Source organism: Rhizobium sp. BK377 (assembly GCF_014193935.1).
In the GTDB taxonomy this organism is placed as follows: Bacteria; Pseudomonadota; Alphaproteobacteria; order Rhizobiales; family Rhizobiaceae; genus Rhizobium.
In genome coordinates this window covers 13,707-27,369 of the sequence record NZ_JACIAC010000007.1, presented here as the reverse complement: position 1 = coordinate 27,369, position 13,663 = coordinate 13,707, and the positions used below count along the sequence as shown (strand labels likewise).

At 59.2% G+C, this 13,663-nt stretch carries 14 protein-coding genes and 1 pseudogene; 3 read left to right on the top strand and 12 right to left on the bottom strand.

Annotated elements, in window-relative coordinates:
* Positions 1 to 398: 398 nt before the first annotated feature.
* Genes FHT92_RS23805 through FHT92_RS23795 form a run of 3 tightly spaced genes read right to left on the bottom strand, consistent with a single transcriptional unit; the run spans position 399 to position 4,150 of the window.
* Positions 399 to 2,513, bottom strand: coding sequence for a xanthine dehydrogenase family protein molybdopterin-binding subunit (locus FHT92_RS23805; protein WP_183749894.1), 2,115 nt, complete (start codon positions 2,511 to 2,513; stop codon positions 399 to 401).
* A complete protein-coding gene (locus FHT92_RS23800; RefSeq protein WP_183749895.1) occupies positions 2,513 to 3,526 on the bottom strand; it encodes an FAD binding domain-containing protein in 1,014 nt (337 codons plus the stop codon). The genes FHT92_RS23805 and FHT92_RS23800 overlap by 1 nt, the downstream gene beginning before the upstream one ends.
* 3 nt (positions 3,527 to 3,529) lie before the next feature.
* Positions 3,530 to 4,150 carry a (2Fe-2S)-binding protein gene (locus FHT92_RS23795; RefSeq protein ID WP_183749896.1) on the bottom strand — a complete coding sequence of 207 codons (621 nt, stop codon included), beginning with the start codon at positions 4,148 to 4,150 and terminating at the stop codon, positions 3,530 to 3,532.
* A 307-nt stretch (positions 4,151 to 4,457) separates the two neighbouring features.
* On the opposite strand from FHT92_RS23795, the pseudogene FHT92_RS23790 reads away from it, so the two are divergent.
* From FHT92_RS23790 to FHT92_RS23780, 3 genes and pseudogenes are all read left to right on the top strand, one after another.
* Positions 4,458 to 4,622: pseudogene (locus FHT92_RS23790) on the top strand (transposase); the annotation flags it as partial.
* A 51-nt stretch (positions 4,623 to 4,673) separates the two neighbouring features.
* The gene (locus FHT92_RS23785) at positions 4,674 to 4,862 is read left to right on the top strand and encodes a type II toxin-antitoxin system HicA family toxin (protein WP_053249526.1); all 189 of its coding nucleotides are present in this window, start codon (positions 4,674 to 4,676) and stop codon (positions 4,860 to 4,862) included.
* 5 nt (positions 4,863 to 4,867) lie between these two features.
* Positions 4,868 to 5,308, top strand: a complete 441-nt coding sequence (locus FHT92_RS23780) for a type II toxin-antitoxin system HicB family antitoxin (protein ID WP_183749897.1) — start codon at positions 4,868 to 4,870, stop codon at positions 5,306 to 5,308.
* A 170-nt stretch (positions 5,309 to 5,478) separates the two neighbouring features.
* Here the strand turns inward: FHT92_RS23780 and FHT92_RS23775 are convergent, their stop codons facing one another.
* The 9 genes from FHT92_RS23775 to FHT92_RS23735 form a co-directional block, all read right to left on the bottom strand.
* Entirely contained in the window at positions 5,479 to 5,772 is a 294-nt protein-coding gene (locus FHT92_RS23775) for a type II toxin-antitoxin system RelE/ParE family toxin (RefSeq protein WP_183829942.1), read from the bottom strand.
* Complete coding sequence (locus FHT92_RS23770) at positions 5,769 to 6,077, bottom strand: type II toxin-antitoxin system RelB/DinJ family antitoxin (protein ID WP_183749907.1); 309 nt, start codon at positions 6,075 to 6,077, stop codon at positions 5,769 to 5,771. The genes FHT92_RS23775 and FHT92_RS23770 overlap by 4 nt, the downstream gene beginning before the upstream one ends.
* Before the next feature lie 244 nt (positions 6,078 to 6,321).
* Complete coding sequence (locus FHT92_RS23765) at positions 6,322 to 7,215, bottom strand: amidohydrolase (RefSeq protein ID WP_183749908.1); 894 nt, start codon at positions 7,213 to 7,215, stop codon at positions 6,322 to 6,324.
* Positions 7,216 to 7,280: 65 nt separating this feature from the next.
* Positions 7,281 to 8,258, bottom strand: a complete 978-nt coding sequence (locus FHT92_RS23760) for a substrate-binding domain-containing protein (RefSeq protein ID WP_106795871.1) — start codon at positions 8,256 to 8,258, stop codon at positions 7,281 to 7,283.
* Positions 8,259 to 8,301: 43 nt separating this feature from the next.
* Positions 8,302 to 9,312 (bottom strand): ABC transporter permease, encoded by a 1,011-nt coding sequence (locus FHT92_RS23755; RefSeq protein ID WP_183749910.1) that lies wholly within the window; start codon positions 9,310 to 9,312, stop codon positions 8,302 to 8,304.
* Positions 9,309 to 10,811, bottom strand: a complete 1,503-nt coding sequence (locus tag FHT92_RS23750) for a sugar ABC transporter ATP-binding protein (protein WP_183829938.1) — start codon at positions 10,809 to 10,811, stop codon at positions 9,309 to 9,311. Before FHT92_RS23750 ends, FHT92_RS23755 begins: the two co-directional genes overlap by 4 nt.
* Positions 10,812 to 10,821: 10 nt before the next feature.
* Positions 10,822 to 12,081, bottom strand: a complete 1,260-nt coding sequence (locus FHT92_RS23745) for a TRAP transporter large permease subunit (protein WP_183829935.1) — start codon at positions 12,079 to 12,081, stop codon at positions 10,822 to 10,824.
* A complete protein-coding gene (locus FHT92_RS23740) occupies positions 12,078 to 12,608 on the bottom strand; it encodes a TRAP transporter small permease (RefSeq protein ID WP_183749913.1) in 531 nt (176 codons plus the stop codon). The genes FHT92_RS23745 and FHT92_RS23740 overlap by 4 nt, the downstream gene beginning before the upstream one ends.
* Positions 12,609 to 12,634: 26 nt before the next feature.
* On the bottom strand, positions 12,635 to 13,642 hold the full coding sequence (locus FHT92_RS23735) for a TRAP transporter substrate-binding protein (protein ID WP_183829932.1): 1,008 nt from the start codon (positions 13,640 to 13,642) through the stop codon (positions 12,635 to 12,637).
* Positions 13,643 to 13,663: the final 21 nt, after the last annotated feature.

Sequence of the window (13,663 nt, the reverse complement as noted above, 5' to 3'; positions counted from 1 at the left end):
CCGGCCTCAAGTGATCGCCCTGACCATAGCCCTCGTCTGCTCTTTCGGAGGTCATGATCAAATTGCGAAAGTCGCTTTTGGCGGTTGGTGCAATAGTTTCACATAGCGACGTCACGCCAAACTATGTCCCATTCAACAGCGCGTTATTCGCAGGTCGTGTCAACCGTGGTCCGCCTTTAGGTGCTAAGTTCCACTCTGCTGACAGTGCGCGAAGCGAGTTGCCTCCAAGCGCACGGGAGCGGATCGGATTCCTGGACGCCGTGGCCAAAACGCAGAGCCGCTAATAGCGGCTCCCGTCCTGTCTTTGTTTTAGATGGTCACAATGACACTAAGGCCGAGCGGTGTGCAATGACGCAGTTCCAAGCTGCCTTGATGATTTGGTCGGGAGCTGCCGTCGATCAAAGGACGTCCTCTATTCGGATTGGCAGCTTTCTGACGCGCTTGCCCGTCGCGTGATAGATCGCATTCGCGATTGCAGGAGCGGTGCCGATCATTACGAGCTCGCCCATTCCCTTGACACCCGCCGAATTGACCATCGTGTCTGGTTTGTCGATGAAGCCGACCTCCACGTCACCGATATCGGCATTAACTGCCATTAGATAATCGGCCAGATCGTCGTTGAGGTAACCGGAAAAACGCGGGTCGATCTCTGTCTCCTCTCGAAGCGCTGTGCTAAAGCCCCAGACAATCCCGCCATACATCTGCCCGCGGGCGGTCACCGGGCTGACGACCTTTCCGATATCGGCAATGCTGACGGCCCGCGGCATGTGAATGCGGCCCGTCGTCGGTTCGATATGGATTTCCACGAACTGAGCAATGTAGCTCATCGACGTAAATCCGGCGTACTCGGGGCCGGCGCCTGCACGCCCCCCTGTTCGAAAGGCGTCAAGAGCCGAGGCATCCTGGCCGGGCGCGAGCTCCGAAACGACGACTTCGATCTGGAGACGTTTCAGGCGCGCCAGTTGCTCGTGTAAATTGCCAGGCGGTGGGTTCGGTCCCGCAAGCTCGTCAAAGCGGGCGCGCAAAGCCCTAACAGCCTTCGCGGTGACAGGAATGATGCTGGCCGTGCCGCGTTCACCGACCGTCATCATCTGCGGTCCCACGGTCGTGTCCCCAAGCAAAATCTCGAGACGATCGGGATTAATATCAAGCCCTTGGATAATCGTGTTTGCGACAGCCGTCCGGATACCCTGCCCCATTTCATGCCCGGAGGAGATCACCCGTGTCGTACCGTCGGCACGAACCCGCAGCGTTGTCTCGGCGGCCGATCCCGACGCGCCGAAGATGCCGCACGCAACACCGTAGCCGACCATCGTGCCGTCATCCAGCCGCATCGACATTGGCTCGGGTGACCGCTGGCTCCAGCCGAAGCGTCTCGCACCCTCCCGCAGGCAGTCATTGAGAAAATGCGGCGACAACGGCTGACCGGAAATGATGTCTTTCTTTGCTTCGTGGTCAAGGCGAAGTTGAACGGGATCTTTGCCGAGCTTGTAAGCCATCTCGTCGATCAAGCTTTCCAGCGCGAAGCCGGCGGGGAACGGATGCGTCCCGCGCGTGTGGCGCGGCATTTGGCGATCGATATGGATATCGCCACATGTGGCTCGAAAATTTTCGATGGCATAAAGACGGGCGATATCCTCGTGGTAGCCGCTTGAGCGGAACCCGCCGTCGGGAATATTTTCTTGCACCACATCATAGAGTACGCCGTCCAGCCGCCCCTCAGCATTGGCGGCGAGTCGCATGGCGTGGACACTGCGCGGCCGGTAATTCGCGATGTGAAAAAGCTGCCCACGAGGCGTCACCAGTTTAACCGGCCGCCCGGCAAGCTTGGCAGCCTGTGCAACCAGGGCGGTTTGAGGCTTGGGAGGAGACTTCTGGCCGAATCCGCCGCCGACATGTTCAGATCGGACGACTACCTGGTCCGGCGAAAGCCCAAACGCTTTGACAAGCGCGCCCTTGGCCGCCTCAATATTCTGGCAGCCCTCGTGAACCGTCAGCCGTCCATTAGACCACTCTGCGACCGTCCCGAAGAGTTCCATGGCATTGTGATGCTGTGTCGGTGTCTCGAAAGTACCCTCGACGGTAACCGCTGCCTGTTGAAATGCGTTGTCGACATCGCCTGTAGTGAAGCCTTCTGCCGCAAATCGTTGTGCGCCGGGACTGGTCATCAAAGCGAGGAACGGCGCCTCTTCGTAGACAGCGGACACCGCTTCGGCACCCTCTATCGCGGCCTCGATGGTCTCAGCGACAATCAAAGCGATTGGTTGCCCTCTGAACGATATTTCTGGGCGGAGGGAGGGAAAGTCACCGATGGACAAAACATGAGTGACACCGGAGATCATGGCCGCGGCGGTGATATCAACTTTGGTTACCTTACCTTTTGCGATGGAGGCGGGAACGAGCATCGCATACAGCATGCCCGGTAGCTGCGTATCAGCTGCGTACTGCGTCCGGCCCTGTACCTTATCCCTGGCGTCGACCCGAACGATTTCAGCGGAAACTTGTGACGGCATTAAGCACTCCTTTCGGCGGCGATCATCAGAGCATCGGCGATAACCCGGGCTCCTAGGTCGGATTTGAAGCCATTGTGCTGACCCGGACGAGCATCCCCAAAGGCGGTCCGTCCGGCTTGAAGCGCCAGATCAGGCGTCAATTGCTTCCCACGCAGCGCCTCTTCAGCACTGTGCGCTCGCCACGGAACCGTCGCCACTCCGCCGAGCGCAATGCGCGCTGTTCGGACAATGGCGCCCTCCATTTCGACAACGACGGCGGCGGACGCCAGCGCGAACGCGAAACTCTCTCGATCTCGGATCTTATGATAGGTCGACGATCGGCTCGGCGTCTTTGGAACGCTAATCGCGGTGATGATTTCGCCGTGGTCTATATTAAATTCCAGATGTGGCGTATCGCCCGGTAGTCTGTAGAAATCGGAAATTGGGAGCGTTCGTGTTCCCGCGGGTCCATGGATCTCGATCGATGCGTCCATAGCCGTCAATGCCACCGGCCAATCGCCCGGTGATACCGCGACACAGGCATCGCTGACGCCGAGGATTGCATGGCCTCGATCCAAGCCGCCGATTGCGGCGCAACCGGAACCGGGGACGCGCTTGTTGCAGGGATACACACCCACTGTCGACGAAGATCCGGCGCCGTTGCGGAAATATGGACACCGTGTTCGCTGAAGCAGGTTGCCACCGACTGTCGCCATGTTGCGCAGTTGCTGCGAGGCTGCTTTCAGCAAGCTCTCGGAGAGAACCGGGTACTCCTCTCGCACAAAAGGTGTGTAAGCGACCTCGTTCATCAGTGCCAAGGCACCAAACCGCAGCACATCTCCGTTTGTGTCAATCGTGTTGAGGCCAGTGATCCCGCTGACGTCGATCAGATGCGTCGGTTGCTCCACGCGGAGCTTCATAAGATCATAGAGCGTAGTGCCGCCGGCGATGTAACGCGCATCCGCCCCAACCGCGGCGAAGGCTTCAACGGCTGCTGCGATGCTGTCGGCGCGGGTGTAATCAATGGGTCGCATTGGTCAGCCTTTCCTCGAATTTGCCGCAACACCTTCAATGGCAGCGACGATCCCGGCGTAAGCGCCACAGCGACAAATATTTCCGCTCATGAATTGTCGGATCGAGGTCCTATCCGTGGCATGACCATGTCGAACGCAGGCGACTGCCGACATGATCTGACCCGGCGTGCAATATCCGCATTGCAACGCGTCGCAATCAATGAATGCGGTTTGCATTGGATGAAGCGAAACTTCATCTGCGAGCCCTTCGATGGTCATCACATGGCGTCCATCGACTTTCGCCGCAAGCGTAAGACACGACACGACAGCTTGCCCGTCCAGATGGACCGTGCATGCACCGCACTGACCGTGATCACAGCCCTTTTTTGTTCCCGTAAGCCCGACACGCTCGCGCAGCAAATCAAGAAGCGATGCCCGTGAATCGATCTCGAGGACGATGTCTCGTCCATTCACAGTCGTAGATACAGAAAGCGTCCTGCCCGTTTCCTTGAGAGAAGGAGTGTCCTGGGCAATTGCGGGCTGCATTGGAAGTATGGTCGCGACCGCAACGCCGGCGCCGGTACCGAGGACGGTGCGTCGCGTCACGCCGACGCCACTAAAATTAGCGGAGCTCTCTTCTGTCATCTGTGCTTTTCCTGTCCTCAAAACGAAATGCACCACCGCAGCGGCGATCTAAAACTAGCCAGTGGGTGTCGCAAAACTGTGCCGCGGAGTGGAACTTTTGTAACAAAATGTCGCAACAACGCCTGCGCGTCAGAGGACGTTTGGACGATTGATGACGTGGCAGTTTACCTGCGCAGACCAGATGGAAGTTTCGGTCAATGTGCGAAGCGGCGGTCCAGGCAGGCAGTTTCGACGTGAAACCATCGCCTTAAAGTATCGTGACCTGCTACGGGTATCATTAGAGTCCGGCCCATCAAAGGACGGACGAATGAAGAAGCAGAGATTTACTGAAGAGCAGATTATTGCGGTGCTGAAGGAGCAGGAGGCTGGCGCGAAGGTGGCCGACCTCTGCCGCAAGCATGGGATTTCGGACGCGACATTTTACAATTGGAAAGCCAAATACGGCATGGAGGTTTCCGAGGCGAAGCGCCTCCTCGGTACGCCGCACTTGCAAAAATACACATCAGTGTGTATTGTAAGGCGCATGAAGAGTGGCGATATCATTGTGGCCTTGCAGAAGGATGGCTGGTACGAGGTCGCCACCAAGGGCAGCCATGTTCAGTTTAAGCATCCCGAGAAACCCGGGCGCGTCACTGTTCCACACCCGAAAAGAGATATCCCAATCGGAACGCTGAAAAGTATCGAGAAGCAAGCCGGACTCAAACTGAGGTAACGAACATGCGCAATTATATCGGATTGATCCATAAAGATGCCGACAGTGATTACGGTGTATCCTTTCCCGATTTTCCTGGCCTGATCACTGCTGGAATTAACCTCGATGATGCGCGAGCTATGGCCGAAGAAGCCCTAGCTCTACACATCGAAGGTCTAACCGAAGACGGCGAAGCAATTCCTGAACCCTCCACACTGGAGGCGGTGATGGCAGACGCGGAGAACCAAGATGGCGTTGCAATTCTAGTTGGCGTCAAGACCGAAGCCAAAAGAGCGGTTCGCGTCAATATCACTCTGCCGGAGGACGTCCTAAAGGCAATCGATGCGTTCGCTGAAGCCCAAGGGCTGACCCGATCAGGGTTCTTGGTTCGAGCTGCCAAGCATGAGATCGGCCATGCAAAAGACGACCCCAATGATAACTACGCAGATACGCGGCTAGGGGCTTAAGTGGAACATAGTCACGCTCGCTCGTTTCTTTAACAACGCTGATTGTCTTGCGCGGGCGCAGGCCCGAAACTAAAGTATCTGGATGTGGCCTCACGGCCGAAAGTAGATCATCTCGCCTTGAACCAGTTCGAACCACCGACCCCGTTAATTCTCAGCACCGAGAACAAAGCCTAGCTCGTTGGCAAAGTGTCTGGCCATTCCTGCGCGCCATGGAGGACGCGAAGAATACGGATTGCTGATTCGGTAATTGCATAAGCCGCGACGTACGGCGTACCGTTAATTACCAGTTCGCGGGTTCCAGCAATTCTACCAACACGACCGCTCGCGGGAAAATCTATCAACCGACGAACGGCAGCAACGATCCGTTCGTCGACCAGAATAGCGGCTGACGGATTTTCCGCTTCTATGTATGTAAATATGGCGTCGCGATCCGATAATGCGAAGACAGACCAGGTAAGCTTCACGATTTTCGAGAATCCGCTTTAAGTCGGGCTGCCGCTCGACGTGCGGCAAAATGTGCCTCGGCTTCGTTATCCGAGACGTCTGGTCGAGTATCGTTCAGCGCTTCAAGCACCTTGGTGCGAAACCACGCGTCATGCGCCTCGCTGCCTGAGAGAAGCTCGAGTGGCAGCGCACCCTCATTGGCCGTCCGGGTGAGCAAGATACGAACCGCGTCCGATACTGTAAGCCCCATGTTTTCAAGCACTGCGGAGGCCCGATCCCGGACTTCGGCATCAATACGAGTTTGCACGAGTGCATTTGCAGCCATAGCTATCTCCACTTTTCGGTACGATGGTAATGCAAATGAATGACAAATGCCATAGCGCATTTTGAGCAGCCTTCGCCCCTCTCGTTTCTTTTAGTTGCTCTTGAATGTATCTGAACAGACGGCGTAATCAGGTGGGATAATGCCGATTTATGGAACTGCATTGAACTGCATCATTAGCGGCTTGGCGTTTAGCCGCTGGCGGATGCAGGTAGTGGCCGACATTTACGCTGGCTCCGAGAGGCCGCTATAACCGATAGAAGCGCGCGGCGTTGTCGTGAAACAGTGCGAGGCGCTCGTTTCGAGAATAGCTGGCGGTGATGGACTTGAAGCCGTCCATGATCTTGTCGTAGCTGCCGAACAGCTTGTCGACCGGGAAGTTCGAGGCGAACATGCACCTCTCGATGCCGAACGCTGCGATCGCCTCCTCGACATAGGGTCTGATGCTTTCGACCGTCCAGGTCCAATCGCCCATTCCGAGACCTGAGATTTTGCAGGCGACATTGGGCGCCTGCGCAAGCACGCGCATCCCACTTCGCCACCCCTCGAAATGGCTTAGTCCGTCCACCTGCATGCCCGTGTGGTTCAAGATGATCTGTACATCGGGAAAATCGCGGGCAAGATCGAGAAATTCTTCCATCTGCCAGTAGTAGAGCTGAAGGTCGAAACTGAGATCCCGTCGGGCAAGTTCCTTGAAGCCCCTGCGCCATTCCGGCGTGCGGCTAACGCCAGCTTCGGTAAGATAGGTCTTGGCGGGATCCTGGTGATAGTTCATCGACTGCCGGATGCCGCGGAAGTTCGCGCACGACATGTGCTCGTCGAGCAGATCGGCGACGTCGGGCTTGCGGAGGTCCGCATATCCGACGATGCCGTGAGGAAAACCATGCTTGTCGGCCACGCCCTGCAGCCACCGCGTCTCACCGGCCGGATCCTCAGGATCGTATCCAACGTCAAGATGGACTGCCTTTACGAGGTTCTGATTTTTGGCGTCGGCCAGAAAGTCGTCGATGAGGTAGGTCTTGTTGATGGCGGTATAGTCGCCGAAGGCAGACGGTTTCACGCCGTCCGACAGCCACGGATAATAGTTGTTGTCGAGATCCCACAGATGAAAATGCGGATCGATGATCGGGAGGTCTTTCATGCCTGCTGCCCTTCAAGAGATCGCTGAAAAGGACGCCGGCCAGAACAGCCGGCGTCCGCATCACCTTAGTTGGCGGGCGGGAACACCCGTGCGATGACGGCCTTCGCTTCCGGCGAGTCGACTTTGTCAGCCGTCACCAGCGGCATGACGAGAGCGAGGTCTTTCTTGACCGGCGCACCCGAAATTGCGTTGAACACCTGCTGCGTCCCGTCGATTCCTTGTCCGACCGCCTCCTGGAAGAAGATGCCCTGGATGGCGTTCGACTTCAGCAACGAGATCGTCGTCGGGCTACCGTCTGCAACCGCAATGCCGACCTTGCCGGTAAGGCCGCGGGTCTGCAGCACTTTCGCGGCACCTGTGCCGGCCTCATCATACATGCCGTAAATGGCCTTGATGTCAGGATGGGCGGTGAGCATGTCATTGGCCTGCGTGACCGCCTCGTTGACGGTAAGGCCCCTGGTCTCCAGCATCTGCGCCAGATCGCAGCCGCTCGCCTTGAACGCCTCTTCTGCACCCTTCAGATATTTCTGGGCGTTCTCGCGGTCCTGCGGCAATGAGAGCATGCCGACCTGGTTGCCGCCGCGGTCCTTGGCAAGCTTGCAGACGAATTCGCCCTGCGCCTTGCCGGTCTCGTAATTGTTTGCCGTTACCGACGACGTATAGTCGGTTTGGCCGGGCTGCGGGCCGATGCCGGCGAAGGCGATCGGGATGTTCTGCGATTTCAGATATGCGAGAAGCGGCGGCGTGCTAGTCGAGCTCACGGGGCCGATCACGATCGCGTCGACGCCCTTGGTCACGGCAGTGCGGGCATTGTCCATCTGCTTGGCCGGCGAATTTTCCGACGTGTACTCGACATAGTCCATGCCGAGTTCCTTGGCCTTCTCCTTCACGCCGTAGCCGACCCACTGCCAGTAGGAGATGTCAAGCGACGGCGCGAGGTACGCCACTGTCTTCTTTTCCTCAGCATGGGCGGCAGCCGAAAGTGAAAGGGCCACCATTGCAACGCCGGCAAATAACCTCACTGCGTGTTTCGTGCTTTTCATTTTCATTCCTCCTCCAAAAACCGGCTCTCGGGCCGGGTTGTTGTCAAACGGCCCCCCGCCGCGACTTGCTGAAGCGGTCGATGAGGACCGCGATGAGAATGGCGACGCCGGTGACCGACCCCTGCCAAAAGCTGTTGATGCCGATAAGATTGACGCCATTCTGGATGACGGTAATCATCAGGGCTCCGAGCACGGCGCCGACAGCGGTGCCCGTGCCGCCGAGCAGGCTTGCTCCGCCGATCACGACCGCCGCGATGGCCTGGAGCATCAGGCTCGACCCAGCCGTGGATTCCGCGTTCAGAATGTAGGAGATCGTCAGGAGGCCGGAGAACGATGCCAGCAGCGACGACGCGACATAGGCCATGAATTTTGTGCGCTTGACCGGGATGCCAAGCAGATAGGCAGCCGTCGAACTGCTGCCCACAGCATAGAACCAGCGGCCCGCCACCATCTTCTTCAGGAAGAGCTCGATCGCGATCAAGAGGATTACGCAGAAGAGGATGTAATTCGGAACGCCTGGTATCAGGCTGCCGCTGTTGAGGAGCCAGAAGTCCGGATCGCCGATCGGCATCGAGCGTCCGTTGGTGACGATGAAGGCCAGCGAGCCGGCAACGGCAAAGGTGATGAGCGTCACCACGAACGGCGCCAGACCGGCGATCGTGACGAGGAAGCCGTTGATCGATCCGAAAACAAGTCCGACGCCGAGACCGACCAGGCTTGCCGAGATGCCGCCAAACCCGTTTGCCATCGCCTGCGCGGTCACCATCCCGGTCAAGGAGAAGACCGAGCCGACGGATAGGTCGATACCGCCGGTGATGACGACAAGCAGGACGCCCAGCGACATGATGATAAGAGGTGCACCGGCCTGGGTGATATTGGCGAAGTTGCCCCAGGTGAGCGCCTGCGGAACCTGCGAGCCGACTGCAAGGGCCAGCAGCACGATGGCCAGAGCGATCGCGATCTCTGTCCTGTAGACGCTAAAGAGGCTTTCCCTCTGTCTGATTTGTGTTGCCGGCGCCTCAGTCGGCGCGATGTGTGCCCGTGTCCCAGTCATGCGGCCATTCCAGTCAAGGTAACAAGTTTCTCTTCACCAAAGTCGTCGCGGTCCATCACGCCGGCACACCGCCCCTCGGTGTCGAAGGCGATGATGCGGTCGCAGACTTCCAGCAGTTCGACATTTTCCGTGGACCACCAGACGATCACTGTGCCTGAAGCGGCCATCTGTCTGATGAGCTGATAGATCTCTCGCTTGGTCCCGATATCGACACCTCTGGTCGGTTCCTCGAGGACGAGCAGCCGGGAGGGCACGCCTAGCCAGCGGGCAAGCAGCAGCTTCTGCTGTGTGCCGCCGCTCAGCGTGCTCGGCAGATCCCAGACGGAACCGGCCTTCACCTTCAGGGCCTTCAGCAGATCGAGGCATTCGCCCCCTTCAGAGCCGCCGGTGAGGAGCGCGCCTCTGGTCACACGGCGGGACGCCATGACGTTATCGATCATCGGAAGACTGTGGAGGACACCCTTGTGTGCCCGATCGCCGGTCACATAGCCCGCTCCCATGCGTGCGGCCTTGCGCGGCGAACGGAGCTGGTCCGGCCATCCTGCACGCGCAACCGTCCATCGCTTCTTCCGGGCGGCGCCCGTCAGCGCTTCGATCAGTGCTGCCGGTCCAGCCGGTGCGCCGGCCACGCCGAGCACGGTGCCTGGCTGCAGTTCCAGTCTGAAACCTGCCTCCTCGATGGCAATAGTGTCCGTCGCAGCGGAGGCGTCCGACCGGTAGTCGGGCCGCGGCGCCCGTTGCGGTGCATGAGAGGCTGCCACCTGCCCCATCCTTTCGATGATGCCGGCGTCCGTCAGCTCTTCCATCGGCTGATGATCGACCACCGTGCGGCCGTCGCGGATGATCGTGCAGACATTGGCGATCTGCCTGATCTCCTTCATTCGGTGCGAGACGAACACGACCGACAGACCAGTATCCCGGGTGAGACGCCTCAGGACCGCAAACAGTCTCTCCGTCTCCAGAGCTGTGAGATTGGCAGTCGGCTCGTCGAGGAGGATCAATTCCGCACCCGATGAAAGAGCCCGGGCAATTTCGACCATCTGACCTTCGTGGAGGCTGAGGCTCCCCACCAGCCTGTGCAAAGACCTGGCCGCAAAATCCTGGTCGATAATCCGCAGTGCGTCGTATGCTTGTCCCGCCGCCGCCGCACGCCGAAACAAGCCCGCGCCTCTCCTGTGATGCGGCAGGGCAATGTTTTCGGCCACGGTCAAATGCGGCAGGAGCGCGAGTTCCTGGTGCACGACCGCGACCTTCGCCCTGCCCTCGGCCTCGCTGCGTTCGCTGCCCTCGCTGTCGAAGAAGCGTATCTCTCCGTCGTTGCGCGAGGCCGCGCCCGTAATGATCTTGATCATCGTCGACTTGCCGGCGCCGTTACCGCCAAGCAGCGCATGAACCTCCCCTCGAGCAACGGAGAAGTCGACGCCTTTGAGGACCGACGTTGCACCGTAGGACTTTGTAAGTCCTCGGACGGTGATGACGTTCTTCGACGTTTCACTCATCGAACGCTCCTCAGTAGATCGTCAGCGCGGGTACGAAGCTGACCGCGAGGAGGAGGAGCATGGCCATGCCGAAATACGGCCAGAGCTCGCTGGTCGTCGTTCCCAGCGGCGCCTTTGCGATCGACGACGAGATGAACAGGGTCGTGCCAATCGGCGGCGTGTAGAGCCCAATCCCGAGGTTGATCACCATCATCAGTCCAAGCTGGACCCGGTCGAGACCGATGGAATCGGCCAGAGGAACGAAGATCGGTCCGAGCAGGAGGATCGCCGGCGGCATGTCGAGCGGCATGCCGACCACCAGCATGATCAGGTTCATCATCAGAATGATCACGATCGGGCTGGAGATGTGCGTCGAGACCCATTCGGCCATGTGCTGCGGGGCCTGATCAAATGTCAGAACCCAGCCCACCGCCGCACTGCCCATGATCACGAGCATGACGACGCCCGTCGCGACGCCCGCCTCCACCATGTTCTCGCAGAAGCGTTTCCAGGTCAGGTCACGGTAGAAGAGGATGCTGAGCAGCAGCGAGTAGACGACCGACAGGACCGAGACCTCTGTCGGCGTCGCTAGGCCGGAACGCAGAAAGACGATGATCAGGATCGGGAGCAGGATTGCCGGGAAACTTTGCAGTGCCAGCCGCGCCAGCTCGCGCTTGCGGACCTTCACGGCCTCGGCGGCATACCCCCGCCTCACGGAGACGTACCAGCAAACGAACACGAAGCTCGCCGCCATGATCAGCCCCGGAACGATGCCGGAGATGAACAGGTCACCGACGCTGACGCCGCTAATCAGAGCGTAGAGGATCATCGGAATCGAAGGCGGGATGAGGACGTCGATGACAGCGGAGGTCGCGTTGTTGGCGGCGCAGAGCGCCGGCGGAAACCCGTGCTTCTTCTGCCAGGGGATGAGGACGGAGCCGAGCGCACTCGCATTCGCCACGGCCGAACCGGATACGCCGCCAAAGACGACCGAGGATACGACGGTGGTCGAGAGCGGTCCGCCTCGCCACCGCTGCATGGCGCGCGAGGCGAGCTCCAGGAGCTGACGACCCAACTCGCCGCTAAGCATCAGCGTGCCTGCAAGCATGAAGAACGGAAGCGCCAGCATCGGGAAGGACTGGGTCTGGTCGTAGACCTGCTGGGCGACCACCGAGAGCGGAACGTAACCGTTGAACAGGACTCCAAGCCCCGCTGCAATGATCAGCCCATAGCCGACGGGAACGGCGAGGACCATGAGGATGCAGAAGGAAACGATCATGACGAGTGTCATAGCGCGATCTCCTCGGGCTTGATCTCGAGGCGGTGATCCCAGCCCAAGCGAAGAACGCGGACGGTCGCGGCGATGGTGACGATGGACACCAGCACCGCGCCGATCGACAGCGAGTAATAGCCGATACTGTTCGGAAGCTGCAGAACGGGGCTGTGTTCTGCCCCGGCAATCTCGGCCACCACGGTCGCCTGATATGCCAGCACCAGAAATGCGGCGACGCTGATCGCGTTTGCTGTGATGAGGGCCGTCGTCCGACCACTGCCGTCGAGCTTTTCGTAGAGCCATTCGACGGCCATATGCCCGCCCGCATGGGCCGCAATGATGATCCCCGCGATGATGAACCATGGAAACATCAGCATCGGCAGCTCCTGGGCGAAGGACAGTCCTCCGCTCGCCGAAGCATATCGGGCAACGACATTGGCCGTGGTGACCACCGTCAGCGCGATGCCACTGACGATGATGACCATGCGCGCAAAGATAACGATGATGCCGGCGACCAGATCGACGGCTGAATAGAACCTGCTCATGGGGCCTCCGGATCGTGAGAGGAGCCTCAGCCCCTCGCAGCCGCTTCCACCTGGGTGACAAAATCGCCGAAAGGCTTCTTCTTCCAGCTGTCAGCGACGGACGCTGTCGCCTTGACGAAAGCGTCATGGTCGACTTCCACAACCTCGACGGCGGAGTTCTTCTTGAAGTTCTCGAGCACGTCAGCGGCCTTCTCGCTCGAGAGCTTCCGCTGAAGAGCACCTGCCTCCTTTGCCGCGGCCTTTACCGCCTCTAAATCAGACCCCAACCGGGCCTGAGCGATCTTCGACATCAGGAACGGTGTGGATTCCCATTTGTGGGCGGTTAGGCTGATGTATTTGTTGACCTCGTGAAGTTTCGAGCTCTCGATATTGGCGAGCGGATTCTCCTGCCCATCGACAACGCCCTGCTGCAAGGCGATGTAGAGCTCGCCGAAGGCGATTTGTTCGGTGCCTGCTCCCAATGCCTGGAAGATGTCGATGGTCATCGGATCGGCCGGCGTCCTGATCTTCATGCCCGCCAGGTCGGCAGGCGAAGTCACTTTGCGCTTCGAGTTCGTCAGGTGCCGGATGCCGTTGTCCCACCAGTCCAGGGGAACGACGCCCACCGCCTCGAACCGCTTGTTGAGTTCGGTCCCGACCGGCCCATTGAGCACGGCTATCGCTTGGTCGGTGTCCTCGAACAGGAAGGGTAGGCCGAGCGCGCTGAGCTCCGGTACGATCGCGGACGTGGCACCCTGGCTGTTGGCCGTGAAATCAAGCGCGCCCGTCCTGAGGCTGGTGAGCATCGCGGAGTCGCTGCCAAGCGTCTCGGCGCCTGCGACGTTGATCTGCATACGACCTTCGGTCTTCTGCTTGAGGAGTTCCGCGAACTTATCCGCGGCCACGGCTCTGGGATTGCCGGGAGCCGCGCCATGGCCAAGGGTCAAGGTCGTGGCGGCAGCGCTGGCGGATCGGCTTGAAAGAACGATTGCCGGGGCCGCGAGCGCAGCAGTGGCGGTCGCCAGGAAAAATCTTCTGTTCATCTGCAAGCTCATTTCATCCTCCATCATAAGCTT